Source organism: Streptomyces sp. NRRL F-5123 (assembly GCF_000721495.1).
In the GTDB taxonomy this organism is placed as follows: domain Bacteria; phylum Actinomycetota; class Actinomycetes; order Streptomycetales; family Streptomycetaceae; genus Actinacidiphila.
This window is the reverse complement of the sequence record NZ_JOHY01000004.1, coordinates 177927-194628: the sequence shown is the minus strand read 5'-3', so window position 1 is coordinate 194628 and position 16702 is coordinate 177927. Positions and strand designations below refer to the sequence as shown.

Below are 16702 nucleotides of genomic sequence, written 5' to 3'. Positions count from 1 at the left end.
TCAGTCGCGCGGAGCGGGCAGCGCGGGCGCCGTGGCGCGCAGCCGGGCGAACTCCGCGGCGAGCGCCGCGGGCGTCCAGTGCGCGTTGAGCCCGCTGGGGCTCGGCAGCGCCCAGATCCTGGTGCCGCCCAGCGTCCGCTGCTGCGGGCCGACCTGGGCGCGGGGCTCGGCGAAGGCCACCCGGTAGGCCGTGACGCCCAGCACCGCCAGCCACGCCGGGCGGTGCTCGGCGACCTTCGCCGCGAGCAGCCGCCCGCCCTCGACCAGCTCCTCGCGGCTCAGCTCGTCGGCCCGCGCGGTCGCCCGCGCCGCCACGTTCGTCACTCCCAGGCCCAGGCCGAGCAGCTCCGCCTGCTCCGCGGGCGCGAAGCGGCGCGGGGTGAAGCCCGAGGCGTGCAGCGCGGGCCAGAACCGGTTGCCGGGCCGGGCGAAGTGGTGGCCGGTGTGCGCGGACATCAGCCCCGGGTTGATCCCGCAGAACAGCACCTGCAGGCCCGGCCCGATCACGTCCTCCAGCGTGCGGCCGCGGGCTGCCGCCAGCTCCTGCGCCGAGGGTGTGGGCGGCGCGGGCGGCCTGGGCGGCACGGCCGGCGCGGACGTCAGAGGATCGCCCCCGGGCGGTAGGCCGCCGCCTCCGGACGCGCCTTGACGACGTCCTCGATCCTCCGCACGACCTCGGCGACCTGCCCGGCTGCCGCGCCGGTGAAGGACAGCCGGTCGGCCATCAGCGCGTCCAGCTCCGCGCGGTCCAGCGGGATCCGCCCGTCGGCCGCGAGCCGGTCCAGCAGCTCGTTGCGCTCGGTGCCCTGCTCACGCATCGCGAGCGCGGAGGCCACCGCGTTCTCCTTGATCGCCTCGTGCGCGATCTCCCGGCCGACGCCCGCCCGCACCGCGCCCATCAGCACCTTGGTGGTGGCCAGGAAGGGCAGGTAGCGGTCCAGCTCGCGTGCCACGACCGCGGGGAAGGCGCCGAATTCGTCCAGCACCGTCAGGAAGGTCTCCAGCAGCCCGTCGAAGGCGAAGAAGGCGTCCGGCAGCGCGACCCGGCGCACCACCGAGCAGGAGACGTCGCCCTCGTTCCACTGGTCGCCGGACAGCTCGCCGGTCATCGAGGCGTAGCCGCGCAGGATCACCATGAGGCCGTTGACCCGCTCGCAGGACCGGGTGTTCATCTTGTGCGGCATCGCCGACGAGCCGACCTGGCCGGGCTTGAAGCCCTCCGTCACCAGCTCGTGACCGGCCATCAGCCGGATCGTCTTCGCGGTGGACGACGGGGCCGCGGCGAGCTGCACCAGCGCGCTGACCACGTCGTAGTCCAGCGAGCGCGGGTAGACCTGGCCCACGGAGGTGAAGGCGCGCCCGAAGCCCAGGTGCGCGGCGATGCGCTGCTCCAGCTCGGCGAGCTTGCCGCTGTCGCCGCCCAGCAGGTCCAGCATGTCCTGCGCGGTGCCGACCGGGCCCTTGATGCCGCGCAGCGGGTAGCGGGCGATCAGGTCCTCGACCCGCTCGTACGCCACCAGCAGCTCGTCGGCCGCGGTCGCGAAGCGCTTGCCGAGCGTGGTGGCCTGCGCCGCCACGTTGTGCGAGCGGCCGGCCACGACCAGCTCGGCGTACTGCCCGGCTAGCTGCCCGAGGCGCGCCAGCACCGCGACCGTGCGGTCCCGCACCAGTTCGAGGGACAGCCGGATCTGCAGCTGCTCGACGTTCTCGGTCAGGTCGCGGGACGTCATGCCCTTGTGGATCTGCTCGTGCCCGGCGAGGGCGTTGAACTCCTCGATCCTGGCCTTCACGTCGTGCCGCGTGACCTTCTCGCGCTCGGCGATCGAGCCCAGGTCGACCTGCTCCAGGACCCGCTCGTAGTTGGCGACGGCCCCGTCCGGCACCTCGATGCCGAGGTCGGCCTGGGCGCGCAGGACGGCCAGCCACAGCCGGCGTTCGAGCACCACCTTCTGCTCGGGGGACCACAGGGCGGCCAGCTCCGTGGAGGCATAGCGACCGGCGAGGACGTTCGGGATACGCGGCTTGGCTGTCACGTGGAGATTCTACTGGTCGCGGGCCCGCCGCCGGTCCCGCCGGGTCAGTGCCCGGCCTCGGACGGCAGCGGCGCCGCCGGCGGTTCGGGCGAGGGCGCGGCCGGGCCGTACGGGAGCAGTTCGGGACGCTTGGCCGGACGGCCGTCGCCGGACGAGCGGCCGGTCAGCCGGCGGCCGATCCACGGCAGCAGGTGACGGCGGGTGAAGGATGCGTCGGCGCGGCGCCGGGCGGCCCAGCCGGGGCGCACCGGGAGCGGCAGCGGCGCCCGCCAGTCTCCCCGCGCGGGCAGCCCGAGGGCCTGCCACACCGCCTCGGCGACCCGCTCGTGGCCCTCCGCGGTCAGGTGCAGCCGGTCCTCGCCCCACATCCGCGCATCGCCCAGCACTTCGGCCCCGTAGAGGTCGACCACGACCGCGCCGTGCCGCGCCGCGAGGTCGTCGACGAAGGCGAACAGCTGCTCCATGCGCGGCAGGAAGCGGGTGGCGACCGGGCCGCGGCGGGCCGGGCTGCGCATCAGCACCAGCTGCCCGCAGGACGGGGCGAGCCGTCCGGCCGCGTCCTCCAGGTGCGCGCACACCGCGTCGACGTCGCAGCCCGGGCGGAGCACGTCGTTGAGCCCGCCGACCAGGGTGACCAGGTCGGCGCGCATCGCCGCCGCCGCGTCCACCTGGTCCTCGACGATCTGCCGGATCAGCTTGCCGCGCACCGCGAGGTTGGCGTAGCGGAAGCCGGTGCCGCCCGCCGCCGCGCCCGGCAGCTCCGCCAGGCGTGCGGCGAGCAGATCGGCCCAGCCGCGGTAGCTGCCGTCGGGCAGCAGGTCGGACATGCCCTCGGTGAAGGAGTCGCCGAGGGCGACGAAGCTGCGGTACGGACCGGGGGCCGCGTCCGCCGGCCGGTCGGTCTCCGCAGCGGCGTCCGTGTCCGTGTCCGGGCCTGCGGGGATACCCGGGCCCGCGTCCGCGGAGGTCTCCGCGCGGGTGTCTGTCGTGTCGCTTTCCATCGCGGCGCGATCCTATCCGCCGGGCCCGGCGGGACCTGCGTCACGGGGTCCGCTCCCGACGGCGGACGCGCTACGGGGTGCCGGTCAGCTTCTGGGTGCCGATGACGGACAGCAGCGCGAGCTTCTCGGCGTCCTCGGTGCCCGGCTCCGCGGTGAAGACCATGATGCGCAGCTCGCTGCCCTCCACGCTGAGCAGGTCGCAGTCCAGCGTCATCAGGCCCAGCTCCGGGTGGTCGACGGTCTTGCGCGACCCGTCGTGCTCGCCCACCTCGCGCGACTCCCACAGCTCGGCGAAGCGCTCACTGTTCGCCCGAAGCTCCGCGATGAGGCGCTTGAGCCGCTGGTCGGCGGGGAAGCGGGCGGCGGTCGTACGCAGGGCGCCGACCTGCGTGGCCTCCAGCGTGGCCAGCGACCGGGCGCTGTGCACGACCCGGGGGTTGCCCTGGCCCAGGAAGTGCCGCCACACCGCGTTGCGCTCCTTGCCGTGGAATTCGCCCATCAGCGCGTTGTGCAGCGGGTTGGCGAGCAGCAGCGTCCAGGCCGCGTCCGACACCGCCACCGGCGTGCCCGCCAGCCGGTCCAGCAGCCGCTGCACGCTCGCCGGGATGTACGCGGGCACCGTCCCGCGGCCCGGCGGCACCAGGCCCGCGGTGTGGAAGAGCTGCTCGCGCTCGGGCCCGGACAGCCGCAGCGCGCGCCCCAGCGCCTCGACGACCTGCTCCGAGGGGTTGGCAGAGCGGCCCTGCTCCAGCCGCGTGATGTAGTCGACGGAGATCCCGGCGAGCATCGCCAGCTCCTCGCGGCGCAGCCCCGACGCGCGCCGGTGTCCGCCGGTCGCCAGCCCGGCCGACTCCGGGGAGACCCGGTCGCGCCAGCGCCGCAGGGTGTGCCCGAATTCCGTGGTCGCCATGCCCCCACTGTCGCACCGCGCCCGGCCGTCCGTCCTGGTACTGCCGGTCCCAGGAAGCCGGGGGCGCTGGCAGCCCGGGCCCGCGCCGCCGCACCGTGGGGGCATGACAGCGATACTGATCACCGGAGCGAACAAGGGCCTCGGCCGCGAGACCGCCCGCCGGCTGGTGGCCGCGGGCCACACCGTCTACCTCGGCTCCCGGGACGCCGGGCGCGGCCGGGCCGCCGCGGCGGCCGTGGGTGCCACCGCCGTGCAGCTGGACGTCACCGACGACGCGTCGGTCGCGGCCGCGGCCAAGGAGATCGAGGCGGCCGGCGGCCTCGACGTACTGGTCAACAACGCCGGCATCCAGCAGGAGATGGCCGCCGACGGCACCGTCACCGGCGCGGCCGACCTCACCCCCGAGATGATGAGCGGGACCTTCGCCACGAACGTCTTCGGCATCGTCCGCGTCACCCGCGCCTTCCTGCCGCTGCTGCTCCGGTCGGCCGCCCCCGTCGTCGTCAACGTCAGCAGCGGCCTGGCCTCGCTCGCCCGGATGAGCGAGCCCGGCACACACGCGTACGCCTACCCCGGCGTCGCCTACCCGGCGTCGAAGGCCGCGGTCAACATGCTCACCGTGCAGTACGCCAAGGCCTTCCCGCAGATACGGGTCAACGCCGTCGAGCCCGGCTACACCGCGACCGACCTCAACGGGAAGCACGGCGGGCAGAGCGTCGAGCAGGGCGCCGAGATCATCGTGCGGATGGCGCAGACCGGGCCCGACGGCCCCACCGGCGGCTTCTTCGACGCCGAGGGCCCGCTGCCCTGGTGACGCGCCCAGGGGCCGACTTCACGCCCGGCCCGGGCCGACCAGCCGCTTGAGCACGTCCTCCATCGTGACCAGCCCCACCCCGCGCCCGTCGGCGTCCACGACCGCCGCGAGGTGGGCGCTGGCCGCCCGCATCGCCGTGAGCACGTCGTCCAGCGGGGTCGCCGCGCCGACCCGGGTGACGGGGCGCAGCGCCGAGGGCGGGAAGGCGGCGTCCCGCGGTTCGGCGTCCAGCGCGTCCTTGACGTGCAGGTAGCCGAGCACGCGCCCGTCGCCGTCCGCGACCGGGAAGCGCGAGAAGCCGGAGCGGGCCGCCAGCGCCTCCAGCCCGTCCGGGGTGATGCCCAGCGACGCGCGCACCACCTGGTCCGCGGGCAGCACGATCTCCCGGACCGGTCTGCGCCCCAGGTCCAGCGCCTCGCGCAGCCGCCCGGTGGCCCGCTGGTCCAGCAGCCCCGCGGCGCCCGCGTCGGCGACCATCGCAGCCAGCTCGTCGTCCGAGAAGACCGCGGCCACCTCCGAGCGCGCCTCCACCCCCAGCAGCCGCAGCCCCGCGTTCGCCAGCGCGTTGATCCCGAAGATCACCGGCCGCAGCGCGCGTGTGAAGCCCACCAGCGGCGGCCCGAGCAGCAGGGCGGAGCGCACCGGGTCGGCCAGCGCGATGTTCTTCGGGACCATCTCGCCGAAGAGCATGTGCAGGTACGTCGCCAGCGCCAGCGCCACGACGAAGGCGATCGCGTGGATCGCCCCGTCCGGCGCGCCCGCGGCGTGCAGCACCGGCTCCAGCAGGTGCGCGATGGCCGGCTCCGCGACGATGCCCAGCACCAGCGTGCACGCCGTGATGCCGAGCTGCGCCGCGGCCAGCAGCGGCGCCAGGTGCTCCAGCCCCCACAGCACGCGCACCGCCCGCCGGTCGCCCTCCTCCGCGCCGGCGGCGACCTGGTCGCGGCGCACCGAGATCAGCGCGAACTCGGCGCCGACGAAGAAGGCGTTCACCACCAGCGTGAGCAGCCCCACGAGCAGCTGGACCACCGTCATCGGCGCGCTTCCCCCGACTCGCGGGGCGGGGACACCAGCCGCACCCGCGCCGCCCGGTGCCCCGAGGCGTCCTCGACCTCCACGAGCCAGCCGTCCAGCCGGAGCCTGTCGCCGCGCTCAGGGATGCGGCCGAGCCGCTCGGCGACCAGGCCGGCGAGCGTCTCGTACGGGCCGTCGGGCACCCGCAGCCCGATCCGCACCAGCTGGTCCTCGGTGCGCGTCGCGCCGTCCGCCCGGTACGTGCGCCGGCCGTCCGGCTCCTCGCGGACGAACAGCAGGTCGGGCTGCTGGAGCGGGTCGTGCTCGTCCTGCACCTCGCCGACCACCTCCTCGACGATGTCCTCCAGGGTGGCCACCCCCGCGGTGCCGCCGTACTCGTCGATGACCACCGCCATCGCGCGCGCCCCCGACAGCCGGTCCAGCAGCCGGTCCACCGCGAGCGACTCCGGCACCAGCAGCGCGTCCCGCAGCAGGTCGGTGACGGGAGTGTGCGCGCGGCGGCCGGCGGGCACGGCCAGCACGTCCTTGATGTGCACGGTGCCGATCACCGCGTCGAGGGTGCCGCGGAAGACCGGGAAGCGGGACAGCCCGGTGGCCCGCGTGGCGTTGGCGACGTCCGCGGCGGTCGCCCGCGCCTCCAGCGCCGTCACCTGCACCCGCGGCGTCATCACGTTCTCCGCGGTGAGGTCGGCCAGGCCCAGCGTGCGGACGAACAGCTCCGCGGAGTCCGGCTCCAGCGCGCCCGCCTTCGCCGAGTGCCGGGCGAGCGCCTTGAGCTCCTGCGGCCCGCGGGCCGAGGCCAGCTCCTCCGCGGGCTCCAGTCCCATGCGGCGCAGCACCCGGTTGGCGGTGTTGTTCAGATGACGGATCAGCGGGCCGAACGCGCTGGTGAAGGCGCGCTGCGGACCCGCGACCGCCTTGGCGACCGGCAGCGGCCGGGAGATCGCCCAGTTCTTCGGCACCAGCTCGCCGACCACCATCAGCACCACCGTCGACACCGCCGTGCCCAGCACCAGCGCCAGCGACGAGGCGGCGCCGCCGCCCACCCCGGCCGCGCGCAGCGGGCCGCGCAGCAGCTCCGCGATCGAGCCGCGGGCCAGCATGCCGATGATCAGCCCGGTGACGGTGATGCCGAGCTGCGCGCCCGACAGCTGCACGGTCAGCGACCGCACCCCGGCGAGCGCCGCCGCCGCGCCCCGCTCGCCCTCCCGCGCGGCGCGCTCCACCTCGCCGCGCTCGATCGTGGTCAGCGAGAACTCCGCCGCGACGAAGACACCGCAGGCGAGACTGAGGAGCAGGGCCAGCAGCAGGAGCAGTGCTTCGGTCATCGGACACCTCGCCCCCATCGTCTGCCACCGCACCCGGCCGCGCACCCCGCGTGCGCCGTACGGGCCCCGGGCCGGGCGCCGGCCGCTCAGCCCCGGCGCAGCGGCTTGGTCCAGCGCCGCCAGTGCGGCTCGGGCGCGTAGCCCGCGGCCCGCCAGGCGTGGTGGGCGCGCTCGTTGCGCTCCAGCACCATCGCGTCGCCGCGCCGCCCGCCCAGCTCCCGGAAGCGCTCCTCGGCCGCGTCCAGCAGCACCCGCGAGACGCCCTGGCGGCGGGCACCGGGGTGCACCGCCAGCCGGTAGAGGTGGCAGCGCCATCCGTCGAAGCCGGCGATCACCGTGCCCACCAGCTCCCCGTCGCGCTCGGCGAGCAGCAGCGAGCCCGGGTCGGTGGCGATGAGCCGGGCGACCCCGGCCTCGTCGTCGGTGATGCTGGTGCCCTCGGCGGCCACCCGCCAGAAGGCCAGGACGCCGCTCGCGTCGGCAGGGACGGCGGTCCTGATCAGGGGAGTGCTCATGCCCGGCATCCCACCACCGGCCCGCCGCTCCCGGCCCGCAATTCCGGTATCCGAGACGGCCGGCGCGCGGGGGACGGGCGGACGGTCGGCAGCGCGGGCCGGCGACGGCCTTGCCGCTACTAGCGCCGCGGCGCTAGCGTGGTGCCATGGCCAAGACCCAGTTGAACGTGCGGGTGGACGAAGCCACCGCGGAGACCGCGCGGGAACGCGCCTCGCAGCGCGGCATGAGCGTGAACCGCTACATCGAGGAACTGGTCCGGCGGGACGAGGGCGAGAGCGGCAGGGCGTTCGTCCAGGCCGCCGCGGACTTCATGAAGGAGTACGAGGCGGTCTTCGCGGAGGAGTTCGGCGACAGGGACACGAGCTCGCGTTGAGCCTGAACATCGACCTGGCGTGGCTGCTGATGGTCGCCGAGCACAACACCCCCGGCGACCCCCTGGTCACCGACTGGGGCGCGCTGGTCGCGGCCGTCGGCCGGCACAAGGCCGAGATATTCGGCGTGCCCGTCTACCCCGACGACCACGTCCGCGCCGCCTCGCTGCTCCAGCTGCTGCTGCACGTCCCCGCCCTCGAACGCTCCAACGCGCTCTTCGCCACCGCCGTCGCCTACGCCTACCTGGTGGCCGGCGGGCAGCACGTGACCACCACCCCCGAGCAGGTGCGCGACCTGGCCCGGCTGGTCAAGGACGAGTCGGTCGGCGTCGACCGCATCGCCGAGGAACTGCGCGCCTGGACCGTCCCGGCCTGAGCGGGGGTTGCGGGACACCGGAACGAAGACCGGCGCCAAGCCCCCGCCGTCGCCGGCGACCCCGCCGCGCGACGTGTGCCCGGACACCGGCCTGGCCCGACTCTCCTACGGCCAGGCCCGTGCTCTGCTCGGTGAGCGCACCGCCGTGCGCGGGCCGGGGACGGGCTGGGAGCTGCCCGGTCTGCTCGCACCTGGCGACAGCCGCCGGTCACTGTGCGGTGCTGCCGTGACCGGTGCGCGTCCGCGTCCGCGTCTCCCCGGTCCGATGCGGCTGGGGCACGCGCTATGATCCACGAGTCAGCCTTCGGCGCCCCAGGTTGGGTGCACGCGAAGGCTTTTTTCATGCCTTCTGACACATCTGCCTCCGGCACACCTCCCACCACCTACCGTGACCTGCTCAGCAACCGTGAATTCGTCGGCCTGTACGCCGGCTTCACCCTGACGGTCGCCGCGAGCACCTTGTCGGGCTTCGCACTCGGGACGCTGGTCAACCAGCAGACCAAGTCCCCGTTCCTGACCGCTGTGAGTATGTACGGCGCCACCTTCGCGACGGTACTCGGTGCGCTGACGCTGATGTCGGTCGCGGACGGGAGCCGTCCTCGCCGGACCCTCGTCGCACTCCAGTGCTTCTCGCTCGTAGGTGTTGCCGCCCAGGCGGTTCCAGGGCTGCCGCTCACCGCCCGGTTCGGTCTGCTCCTTGTACTGGGGTTCTTCCAGTCCCTGGGAACGGGCGCACGGATGGGGCTGCTCGCCGAGGTGGTGCCGACCTCCACCTACGCACTGGCACGTTCGCTGATGAACATCACCTCGGGAGGCATGGCCGTCCTCGGCTACGCCATCGGTGCCGTACTGCTGCGGTACCTGAGCCCGCAGGAGGTCTTCGCCGTCGCGACAGCCCTGACCGGCGGGGGATTGATCATTGTGGCGGTGACGGTCCGGGAACGCTCGATCCGTCTGACCCGTCGCCCCGGACTGCGTCAGACCTGGACGACGAACATCGAGCTCTTCTCCCACTCCGGCCAACGCGCGCTGCTGCTGAACCTGTGGGTCCCCAACGGTCTGATCGTCGGCTGCGAGGCCCTGTTCATCTCCTACGCCCCCCAGCACGCCGGCGTCCTCCTGGCCGCCGGATCGGCAGGCATGCTCCTCGGTGACCTTGCGGTCGGACGATTGCTCACCGCCGAGCAGCGACGCCGCTACGCATTCGTCCTGCGACTGCTGCTCGCCGCCCCCTACCTGCTGTTCGCCGTCCACCCGCCCGTGCTGGTGGCGACGGCCGCGGCGTTCGTCGCCGGTGCCGGCTTCGCTGCCACCCTGCCGCTCCAGGAGCAGCTTCTGGAGCTGACCCCTGATCCGGTCCGCGGCCAGGTCCAGGGAGTTGAATCCGCCGGCCGGATGACATGGCAGGGTATCGGAGCCGCGATCGCCGGAGGCATTGCCCAGCACTTCGCGTCCGGCACGGCCATCACCTTTGCGGCCGCCGTCTCCGTCGCCGTCACCGTCTTCTCCCGGCCCTTCGTGGTCCGCGCCCGAGCCGTCCGCATCCAGACGGCCGACGCACAGGGTTCCCACGGCGGTGCGAGCGGCGGCCGTGCCCGGCCCCGCCCCCCGGCTCACGGGGCGAACGGCGGCGCCGCGTAGACCTGCGCGAAGGCCTCCCCGTCCCAGGTGCCGCCCAGCTGCGGCGCCAGCCACTCCGGCGCCGCTGCGCGGAAGGCCGCGGGGGACAGCGCGCCGGCCCCCTGCGGCAGGGCTCCGAGCAGCGGCGCGCCCGCGACCTCCGGGACGTCCGCGACGTTGCAGCGCTCGGCGAGGTCCGGCTCGCCGCGCCAGCTGCCGAAGATCACCCCGGCGCAGCTCAGCCCCCGCGCGCCCAGCGCCTCCGCGGTCAGCGCGGTGGCGTTGAGCGTGCCCAGGCCCGGCTGCGCCACCAGCAGCACCCGGGCGCGGATGAGCGCGGCGGCGTCCGCGAGCGTGGCGCCCTTCTCGTCGTAGCGGACCAGCAGCCCGCCCGCGCCCTCCACCAGCACCACGTCGTGGACGGCGGACAGCTTGGCCGCGGCCTCCGCGATGTCCGCGGGCCCGACGGCCGGGATCTTCGCGCGGGCCGCGGCGGTGGCCGGCGCCAGCGGCTCGGGGTAGCGGGCCAGCTCCACCGCGGTGACCGCGCCCGCGAGGCGGGCCACCTCCGCCGCGTCGCCCGGCTCGCCCTCGGCCACCCCGGTCTGTGCGGGCTTGAGCACGGCCACGCTCAGCCCCTGCGCCAGCGACGCGGCGGCCACCGCCGCGGTCGCCATCGTCTTGCCGACCTCGGTGTCCGTACCGGTGATGACCACGATGGCCATGGGTGTCGCTCCGTTCCTCGTCGTCCTGCGCCCGTTCCGCTCGCCCCCCGGCGGCCCCGGATTCTCCCGCGGCTCGGGGCACCCTGCCCCGCCGCGCCCTTCCCATCCGGCTTCCGGCAGGTTTTCACCCGACCGTCACCCGTTTGACCGCAGCCCCCGGGCCGCGGGCGGCGTCACCCCGCCCGGGCCGCGTCCCGCACGCCGGCGCAGATCCGCGCCAGGTCCTCGTCGCCGGTCACGTAGGGCGGCATCGTGTAGACGAGGTCCCGGAAGGGCCGCAGCCACACCCCGGCGCGCACCGCGGCACGGGTCGCCGCGGCCATGTCCACCTCGTGGTCCAGCTGCACCACCCCGATCGCCCCGAGCACCCGCACGTCGCGCACACCGGGCAGCTCCGCGGCCGCCGCGAGGCCCTCGTGCAGGCCCGCCTCGATCCGCTTGACCTCCTGCGCCCAGTCCTGCCCGAGCAGCAGGTCGAGGGAGGCGTTCGCGACCGCCGCGGCCAGCGGGTTGCCCATGAAGGTCGGCCCGTGGGCGAGCACCGGCACCTCGCCGCGGGAGATGCCCTCGGCGACCGCGGAGGTGCACAGCGCCGCCGCCATCGTCAGGTAGCCGCCCGTCAGCGCCTTGCCGACGCACATCACGTCGGGGCTGACACCTGCGTGTCCGGCGGCGAAGAGCGTTCCGGTGCGGCCGAAGCCGGTGGCGATCTCGTCGAGGACCAGCAGCACCTGGTGCTCGTCGCAGGCCTCCCGCAGCACCCGAAGGTAGCCGGGGGAGTGGAAGGTCATGCCGCCCGCGCCCTGCACCACCGGCTCCACGACCACCGCCGCCAGCTCGTGCGCGTGCCGGGCCACCAGGGCGCGCAGCCGGTCGCAGTAGGCCGGGTCGGGCTCCGCGTCGAAGCCGGGCGGCGGCTGCTCGGCGAAGACCTGCTCGGGCAGCACCCCCGACCACAGGTGGTGCATGCCGCCGTCGGGGTCGCACACCGACATCGGCTGCCAGGTGTCGCCGTGGTAGCCGCCGCGCCAGGTCAGCAGCCGGCGCTTCTCCGGGCGCCCGAGCGAGCGCCAGAACTGCAGGCACATCTTGACCGCGACCTCGACCGACACCGACCCGGAGTCGGCCAGGAAGACGTGCTGCAGCGGCTCGGGCGTGATCTCCACCAGCCGCGCGGCGAGCCGGACGGCGGGCTCGTGGGTGAGGCCGCCGAACATCACATGGCTCATCCGCCCGAGCTGGTCGCGGACGGCCGCGTCCAGCACCGGGTGCCGGTAGCCGTGGATCGCCGACCACCACGACGACATGCCGTCGACCAGCTCGTCACGCCCCTGCGCGGGCGCCGCGAGCCGCAGCCGCACGCCCTCGGCCGACGCCACGACCAGCGGCTCCTGGCGGCCGGGCATCGGCCCGTACGGATGCCAGACGTGCTCGCGGTCCAGCCCGAGGAGCACCTCGGCCGGCAGCGGGGCGGCAGGCCCCGGCGCGGGGAGGGGCGCGGTCGCGGGCTCAGGCATTGGGCGGCAGGTCCGTTCCCGCGCCCCGCCGCCGCACCGCGACCAGGTCCGTCCGCGCAGCCGGCACGGCCGGCGGGGCCGGCGCGGACGCCGTCTTCCCGTGCCCGTGCGCGCCTGCGCACGCGGTGTCGCCGCAGCTCCCGCAGCCGCCGTCGTGGGCGCCGCACAGCCCGGCGGCGCGGTGCGCGGGCAGCGTCGGGGTCTCCGCGCCCTCCACCTCGAATCCGGCGTCCGCGATCATGTCCAGGTCTGCCTGGCCGGCCTGGCCCTCGCTCGTCAGGTAGTCGCCCAGGAAGATCGAGTTGACCAGGTGCAGGGCCAGCGGCTGCATCGTGCGCAGGTGCACCTCGCGGCCGCCCGCCAGCCGCACCTCCACGTCCGGGCACACGAACCGGACCATCGCCAGGATCCGCAGGCAGCGCTGGGGGGTGAGGTTCCACTCCTTGGCCAGCGGGGTGCCCTCGAAGGGGATCAGGAAGTTGACCGGCACGGAGTCCGGGTCCAGTTCGCGCAGCCCGAAGACCACGTCCACCAGGTCAGCGTCGCTCTCGCCCATGCCCGCGATGAGCCCCGAGCACGCCGAGAGCCCGGCCGCCTGCGCCCGCTGCACGGTGTCGACCCGGTCGGCGTACGTGTGGGTCGTGGTGATGCTCCCGTACGTGCCCTCGGAGGTGTTCAGGTTGTGGTTGTACGCGTCCGCGCCGGCCGCCTTCAGCCGGTCGGCCTGACCACCCGCCAGCAGGCCCAGGCACGCGCACACCTCGACGTCCTCGTGCCGCCCCTTGATGGCCGCGATGGTCTCCGAGACCCGGTCCACGTCGCGGTCGGTGGGCCCGCGCCCGCTGGCCACCAGGCACACCCGCTTGGCGCCGCCCGCCACCCCCGCGCTCGCCGCGGCCGCGGCCTCCTCGGGCCCCAGCCAGGTGTACTTGAGGATGCCCGCCTGCGAGCCCAGCCGCTGCGAGCAGTACGAGCAGTCCTCGGGGCACAGCCCCGACTTGAGGTTGACGAGGTAGTTGAGCTTCACCCGGCGGCCGAACCACGTGCGGCGCACCCGGCCCGCCGCGGCCACCACGTCGAGCAGTTCGTCGTCGGACGTCGCCAGCACGGCGAGCGCCTCGTCCCGGGTGGGCAGCTCGCGGCGCAGCCCCTTGTCCACCAGTGCGGTCAGCAGGTCCATGAGGGGATACTCGCCTACCCGGCGGCCCCGAGCCAAGGACGGACCGTACAAGAGCGGTGGCCGCGGGTGTGTGCATCACCACACCCTGTGCACGATTGCGGGCCAGTACGTTGCAGGGTGCGGCCCCGCCGCCCGAGCCCGCCCGCCGCCAGACCGTCCCCGAACCGCATCCGAGCCGCACCACGAAGGACCGCCGTGACCAGCACACCGCCCGCCGCCGGGCACCCCGGCCCCTTCGGCTGGATCGCCGAGCAGGCCGCCGTACGCGCCGCCGCCGGGCTCCGCCGCGAACTGCGCCCGCGGGCCGCGGAACCGGGCCTGCTCGACCTCGCAGGCAACGACTACCTCGGCCTCAGCCTGCACCCCGAGGTCACCGCGGCGGGCGCGCAGGCGTGCGTGACGTGGGGCGCCGGGGCGACCGGCTCCCGGCTGGTCACCGGCAGCACCGCGCTGCACGCCGAACTGGAGGCGGAACTCGCCGCCTTCACCGGATTCGAGGCCGCGCTGGTGCTCGCCTCCGGCTACGCCGCCAACCTCGCGGCGGTCACCGCGCTCACCGGGCCCGGCGGCCTCATCGTCTCCGACGCGGCCAACCACGCCTCGCTCATCGACGGCTGCCGGCTGTCCAGGGCGGCCACCGAGGTCGTCCCGCACGCCGACCCCGCCGCCGTGCGCAAGGCGCTCGCCGGACACGCCGGGAGGGCCGTCGTCGTCAGCGACACCGTCTTCTCCGTGGACGGCGACGCGGCGCCGCTGGGCGCGCTCGCCGCCGCCGCGCGCGAGCACGGGGCCGCGCTGCTGCTGGACGACGCGCACGGGCTCGGCGTCCTCGGGCCCGGCGGGCGCGGGGCCGCGCACGCCGCGGGGCTGGCGGGCGCGCCCGACGTGGTGTGCACCGCGACGCTGTCCAAGGCGCTGGGGGCGCAGGGCGGCGTGGTGCTGGGGCCCGCCGCCGTCATCGACCATCTGGTCAACACCGCGCGGACGTTCATCTTCGACACCGGGCTCGCACCGGCCGCGGCCGGTGCCGCGCTCGCCGCGCTGCGGCTGCTGCGGCGCGAGCCCGCGCGGGCGGGCCGCGCGCTGGGCGCGGCCCGCGACTTCCACCGACGCCTCACCGCCGCGGGGTTCGACGCGACGGCGCCGGACGCGTGCGTCGTCTCGGTCCGTGCGCCCTCGCCCGCGGCGGCGGTGGAGTGGGCCGCCGCGGGCCGTGCCGCGGGGCTCGCGGTGGGCTGCTTCCGCCCGCCGTCCGTCCCCGACGGCATCTCCCGGCTGCGGGTGACGGCCAACGCGGCGCTGACCCCGGCCGAGATCGCGGCGGCGGCCGCCACGATCGTCGCGACCGCGCCGGCCGGGGCGGTCCGCGCCTGACGGGACCTGCCCGCCCGAGGGTGACTACCGGGCCCTGAGCGCCCCCGCGTTGACGGCCGCCACGAACGCGGTCCACGCGCCCGGTGCGAACAGGAGGGCGGGTCCGGCGGTGTCCTTGGAGTCGCGGACCGCGACCGGCCCGGAGGGCATCCGGGCCGTCTCGACGCAGTTGTTCGCCGCCGTGCTGTGGCTGCTGCGCCGCCAGGCGACGTCCAGCGCCAGGCTGGACGGAACGTGGGCGTGCGGCTCGCGGGCCGCCGGGATTCGCGCAGTCATGCTGTCGATGCCTCCTTAGTACGCCGCTGCAACCGTGAGAACTCCGCCCCGATTTCCGTGATCATCGCAGCAGATTCCGCACAGGGGAGCGCGCGATCACACAATCGGGCGAACGCGGCGGTGTAAGCGGCGATGTCTTCTTTCCGATCGACACAGAGACTACCGGTCAGATGGTCGAGAACAACCACATCCAGATCTGCAATGCGCGGAAAGGAGAAGATGACGAAAGACCCCGTCACCCCTATGTGCCCGCCCGCGGCAAATGGCAGCACCTGCAGGGAAACCTGCGGGAGTTCGGCCGCCCGTGCGAGCCACCGCAGCTGACCTGCCATCACCTCCGGCCCGCCGACACCGCGGCGCAGCACCGCCTCGTCGAGCACCGCGTTCAGCTCCAGCGGCGGGTTCTGCTCCAGCAGCACAGCCTGCCGCGCGATGCGCACTTCGGCCAGCGCGGTCACCTCGCGCGGGCCGAGCTGCGGCAGCACGTCGCGGGTGAGCGCGCGGGCGTAACCGGGCGTCTGGAGCAGGCCCGGCACCACGCTGGTCTCCAGTGATCTGGCCCGGGTGGCGCCCGTCTCCAGGCTGATGAAGTCGCGGTACTCGACCGGCAGGACCTCGCGGAAGTCGTGCCACCAGCCGCGCTGGTGGCCGTGCCCGGCAAGGGTGTGCAGCAGGTCGCGAACATCACGGTCACGTACGGAGTAGGCGTCGAGCAGCAGGTTGACGTCCTCGGCGCGGACGCTGCTGTGGCCGGTTTCGATACGGCTCACCTTCGACTGGTGCCACCCCACCCGCTGGGCCGCCTCGCCGCTGGTGAGCCCTGCGAGGTCGCGCAACCGGCGCAGTTCCGCGCCGAGTCGGCGCCGGCGTACGGCGGGCACTCGTTCCATGTCCTCTCGCCCTCCTCACTGCGACGCCCGCCGTCCCGCGGGCTGCCGGAGTTCCTGATGCGTTCTGTCCTCTTCTCCCCGATACGACAGTCTGCCGACCATGTGCGTTCTCCCGCGGCAGAGTTCACCGATTTGAGCGACAGATATATGCAGACCGCTGTGCGGCGCCCGCATTGGCGGCACGATGAGTGCATTCTGGCGCGAACCCGGCGTATGCGAGGAGGGCCCAATTCCCGCCCCGTTGCCGCGTCGTTCGCACCGGAGCCAGGTCACGGCGGGAAAGGGAAGCGTCGCCATGGCAGATCTTCAGGAAGCGTCCGTCACCCTGCCGAGCGAACCCGCCTCGGTGACGGCGGCCAGGCGGTACGTCTGCGCGGTGCTCGCCGGCTGGGGGCTGCCCGCGGGCGCCCCGGCCGTCGACACCGTGCGCCTGATCGTGTCCGAACTGGCCACCAACGCCGTGCTGCACACCTCGGGCCTGTCGCCGACCTTCACCGTCGACGTACGCCTGGAGCGGTCCGAGCAGCTGCACATCGGGGTCACCGACAGCCACCCGCGCTGGCCGCGCCAGGCCACGGTGTGCCCACAGCAGCAGGACAACGGCCGCGGGCTGGTCATCATCCGCCATCTGACCGCCGAGTCCGGCGGCAGCCTGCGGGTCACCCCGACCGGCGACGGCGGCAAGACCGTCTGGATCGTGCTGCCCTGGGCCGTCCCGGTCGGCTGAGCGCGGGCC

At 74.7% G+C, this 16702-nt stretch carries 18 protein-coding genes; 6 read left to right on the top strand and 12 right to left on the bottom strand.

Features of this window, described 5'->3' with window-relative positions; translation table 11 throughout:
• From mug to IH54_RS0105930, 4 genes are all read right to left on the bottom strand, one after another.
• Window positions 1–603 (bottom strand): G/U mismatch-specific DNA glycosylase, encoded by a 603-nt coding sequence (mug, locus tag IH54_RS0105945; protein ID WP_078861977.1) that lies wholly within the window; start codon window positions 601–603, stop codon window positions 1–3.
• The gene (purB, locus tag IH54_RS0105940; RefSeq protein WP_031513490.1) at window positions 600–2033 is read right to left on the bottom strand and encodes an adenylosuccinate lyase; all 1434 of its coding nucleotides are present in this window, start codon (window positions 2031–2033) and stop codon (window positions 600–602) included. Before purB ends, mug begins: the two co-directional genes overlap by 4 nt.
• 44 nt (window positions 2034–2077) lie before the next feature.
• On the bottom strand, window positions 2078–3034 hold the full coding sequence (locus tag IH54_RS0105935) for an SGNH/GDSL hydrolase family protein (RefSeq protein WP_078861976.1): 957 nt from the start codon (window positions 3032–3034) through the stop codon (window positions 2078–2080).
• Window positions 3035–3104: 70 nt separating this feature from the next.
• On the bottom strand, window positions 3105–3944 hold the full coding sequence (locus IH54_RS0105930; protein ID WP_031513487.1) for a helix-turn-helix transcriptional regulator: 840 nt from the start codon (window positions 3942–3944) through the stop codon (window positions 3105–3107).
• A 103-nt stretch (window positions 3945–4047) separates the two neighbouring features.
• Here IH54_RS0105930 and IH54_RS0105925 point away from each other — a divergent pair, with 103 nt between their 5' ends.
• A complete protein-coding gene (locus IH54_RS0105925) occupies window positions 4048–4758 on the top strand; it encodes an SDR family NAD(P)-dependent oxidoreductase (RefSeq protein ID WP_031513485.1) in 711 nt (236 codons plus the stop codon).
• A gap of 18 nt (window positions 4759–4776) precedes the next feature.
• Here the strand turns inward: IH54_RS0105925 and IH54_RS0105920 are convergent, their stop codons facing one another.
• The 3 genes from IH54_RS0105920 to IH54_RS0105910 form a co-directional block, all read right to left on the bottom strand.
• Window positions 4777–5793, bottom strand: a complete 1017-nt coding sequence (locus IH54_RS0105920; RefSeq protein ID WP_031513483.1) for a hemolysin family protein — start codon at window positions 5791–5793, stop codon at window positions 4777–4779.
• Window positions 5790–7121, bottom strand: coding sequence for a hemolysin family protein (locus IH54_RS0105915; RefSeq protein WP_031513481.1), 1332 nt, complete (start codon window positions 7119–7121; stop codon window positions 5790–5792). The genes IH54_RS0105920 and IH54_RS0105915 overlap by 4 nt, the downstream gene beginning before the upstream one ends.
• A gap of 86 nt (window positions 7122–7207) precedes the next feature.
• Window positions 7208–7645, bottom strand: a complete 438-nt coding sequence (locus IH54_RS0105910; RefSeq protein ID WP_063762225.1) for a GNAT family N-acetyltransferase — start codon at window positions 7643–7645, stop codon at window positions 7208–7210.
• 137 nt (window positions 7646–7782) lie between these two features.
• On the opposite strand from IH54_RS0105910, the gene IH54_RS0105905 reads away from it, so the two are divergent.
• From IH54_RS0105905 to IH54_RS0105895, 3 genes are all read left to right on the top strand, one after another.
• On the top strand, window positions 7783–8010 hold the full coding sequence (locus IH54_RS0105905; protein WP_031513477.1) for a hypothetical protein: 228 nt from the start codon (window positions 7783–7785) through the stop codon (window positions 8008–8010).
• The gene (locus IH54_RS0105900) at window positions 8007–8384 is read left to right on the top strand and encodes a hypothetical protein (RefSeq protein ID WP_031513475.1); all 378 of its coding nucleotides are present in this window, start codon (window positions 8007–8009) and stop codon (window positions 8382–8384) included. Before IH54_RS0105905 ends, IH54_RS0105900 begins: the two co-directional genes overlap by 4 nt.
• Before the next feature lie 342 nt (window positions 8385–8726).
• A complete protein-coding gene (locus IH54_RS0105895) occupies window positions 8727–10025 on the top strand; it encodes an MFS transporter (RefSeq protein WP_063762223.1) in 1299 nt (432 codons plus the stop codon).
• Here the strand turns inward: IH54_RS0105895 and bioD are convergent.
• From bioD to bioB, 3 genes are all read right to left on the bottom strand, one after another.
• Window positions 9998–10729 carry a dethiobiotin synthase gene (bioD, locus tag IH54_RS0105890; RefSeq protein ID WP_031513471.1) on the bottom strand — a complete coding sequence of 244 codons (732 nt, stop codon included), beginning with the start codon at window positions 10727–10729 and terminating at the stop codon, window positions 9998–10000. The two genes, IH54_RS0105895 and bioD, sit on opposite strands and share 28 nt — an antisense overlap.
• 173 nt (window positions 10730–10902) lie before the next feature.
• Window positions 10903–12246 (bottom strand): adenosylmethionine--8-amino-7-oxononanoate transaminase, encoded by a 1344-nt coding sequence (locus IH54_RS0105885; RefSeq protein ID WP_031513469.1) that lies wholly within the window; start codon window positions 12244–12246, stop codon window positions 10903–10905.
• Window positions 12239–13426 (bottom strand): biotin synthase BioB, encoded by a 1188-nt coding sequence (gene bioB / locus IH54_RS0105880; RefSeq protein WP_031513467.1) that lies wholly within the window; start codon window positions 13424–13426, stop codon window positions 12239–12241. Before bioB ends, IH54_RS0105885 begins: the two co-directional genes overlap by 8 nt.
• Before the next feature lie 195 nt (window positions 13427–13621).
• On the opposite strand from bioB, the gene IH54_RS0105875 reads away from it, so the two are divergent.
• The gene (locus IH54_RS0105875) at window positions 13622–14800 is read left to right on the top strand and encodes an aminotransferase class I/II-fold pyridoxal phosphate-dependent enzyme (RefSeq protein ID WP_031513465.1); all 1179 of its coding nucleotides are present in this window, start codon (window positions 13622–13624) and stop codon (window positions 14798–14800) included.
• A 24-nt stretch (window positions 14801–14824) separates the two neighbouring features.
• Here the strand turns inward: IH54_RS0105875 and IH54_RS0105870 are convergent, their stop codons facing one another.
• Both IH54_RS0105870 and IH54_RS0105865 read right to left on the bottom strand, forming a co-directional pair.
• Window positions 14825–15076 (bottom strand): DUF397 domain-containing protein, encoded by a 252-nt coding sequence (locus IH54_RS0105870; protein WP_031513463.1) that lies wholly within the window; start codon window positions 15074–15076, stop codon window positions 14825–14827.
• Window positions 15073–15966 (bottom strand): helix-turn-helix domain-containing protein, encoded by an 894-nt coding sequence (locus IH54_RS0105865; RefSeq protein ID WP_052397113.1) that lies wholly within the window; start codon window positions 15964–15966, stop codon window positions 15073–15075. Before IH54_RS0105865 ends, IH54_RS0105870 begins: the two co-directional genes overlap by 4 nt.
• 295 nt (window positions 15967–16261) lie before the next feature.
• Here IH54_RS0105865 and IH54_RS0105860 point away from each other — a divergent pair, with 295 nt between their 5' ends.
• Window positions 16262–16693 carry an ATP-binding protein gene (locus tag IH54_RS0105860; protein ID WP_031513459.1) on the top strand — a complete coding sequence of 144 codons (432 nt, stop codon included), beginning with the start codon at window positions 16262–16264 and terminating at the stop codon, window positions 16691–16693.
• The last annotated feature ends 9 nt before the right edge of the window (window positions 16694–16702 follow it).

What these genes read in the sequence shown, in the direction of transcription:
- IH54_RS0105935 (WP_078861976.1), bottom strand. Translation starts at nt 3,034, where the DNA reads ATGGAAAGCGACACGACAGACACCCGCGCGGAGACCTCCGCGGACGCG.
- IH54_RS0105930 (WP_031513487.1), bottom strand. Translation starts at nt 3,944, where the DNA reads ATGGCGACCACGGAATTCGGGCACACCCTGCGGCGCTGGCGCGACCGG.
- IH54_RS0105925 (WP_031513485.1), top strand. Translation starts at nt 4,048, where the DNA reads ATGACAGCGATACTGATCACCGGAGCGAACAAGGGCCTCGGCCGCGAG.
- IH54_RS0105920 (WP_031513483.1), bottom strand. Translation starts at nt 5,793, where the DNA reads ATGACGGTGGTCCAGCTGCTCGTGGGGCTGCTCACGCTGGTGGTGAAC.
- IH54_RS0105915 (WP_031513481.1), bottom strand. Translation starts at nt 7,121, where the DNA reads ATGACCGAAGCACTGCTCCTGCTGCTGGCCCTGCTCCTCAGTCTCGCC.
- IH54_RS0105910 (WP_063762225.1), bottom strand. Translation starts at nt 7,645, where the DNA reads ATGCCGGGCATGAGCACTCCCCTGATCAGGACCGCCGTCCCTGCCGAC.
- IH54_RS0105905 (WP_031513477.1), top strand. Translation starts at nt 7,783, where the DNA reads ATGGCCAAGACCCAGTTGAACGTGCGGGTGGACGAAGCCACCGCGGAG.
- IH54_RS0105895 (WP_063762223.1), top strand. Translation starts at nt 8,727, where the DNA reads ATGCCTTCTGACACATCTGCCTCCGGCACACCTCCCACCACCTACCGT.
- bioD (WP_031513471.1), bottom strand. Translation starts at nt 10,729, where the DNA reads ATGGCCATCGTGGTCATCACCGGTACGGACACCGAGGTCGGCAAGACG.
- IH54_RS0105885 (WP_031513469.1), bottom strand. Translation starts at nt 12,246, where the DNA reads ATGCCTGAGCCCGCGACCGCGCCCCTCCCCGCGCCGGGGCCTGCCGCC.
- bioB (WP_031513467.1), bottom strand. Translation starts at nt 13,426, where the DNA reads ATGGACCTGCTGACCGCACTGGTGGACAAGGGGCTGCGCCGCGAGCTG.
- IH54_RS0105870 (WP_031513463.1), bottom strand. Translation starts at nt 15,076, where the DNA reads ATGACTGCGCGAATCCCGGCGGCCCGCGAGCCGCACGCCCACGTTCCG.
- IH54_RS0105865 (WP_052397113.1), bottom strand. Translation starts at nt 15,966, where the DNA reads ATGGAACGAGTGCCCGCCGTACGCCGGCGCCGACTCGGCGCGGAACTG.
- IH54_RS0105860 (WP_031513459.1), top strand. Translation starts at nt 16,262, where the DNA reads ATGGCAGATCTTCAGGAAGCGTCCGTCACCCTGCCGAGCGAACCCGCC.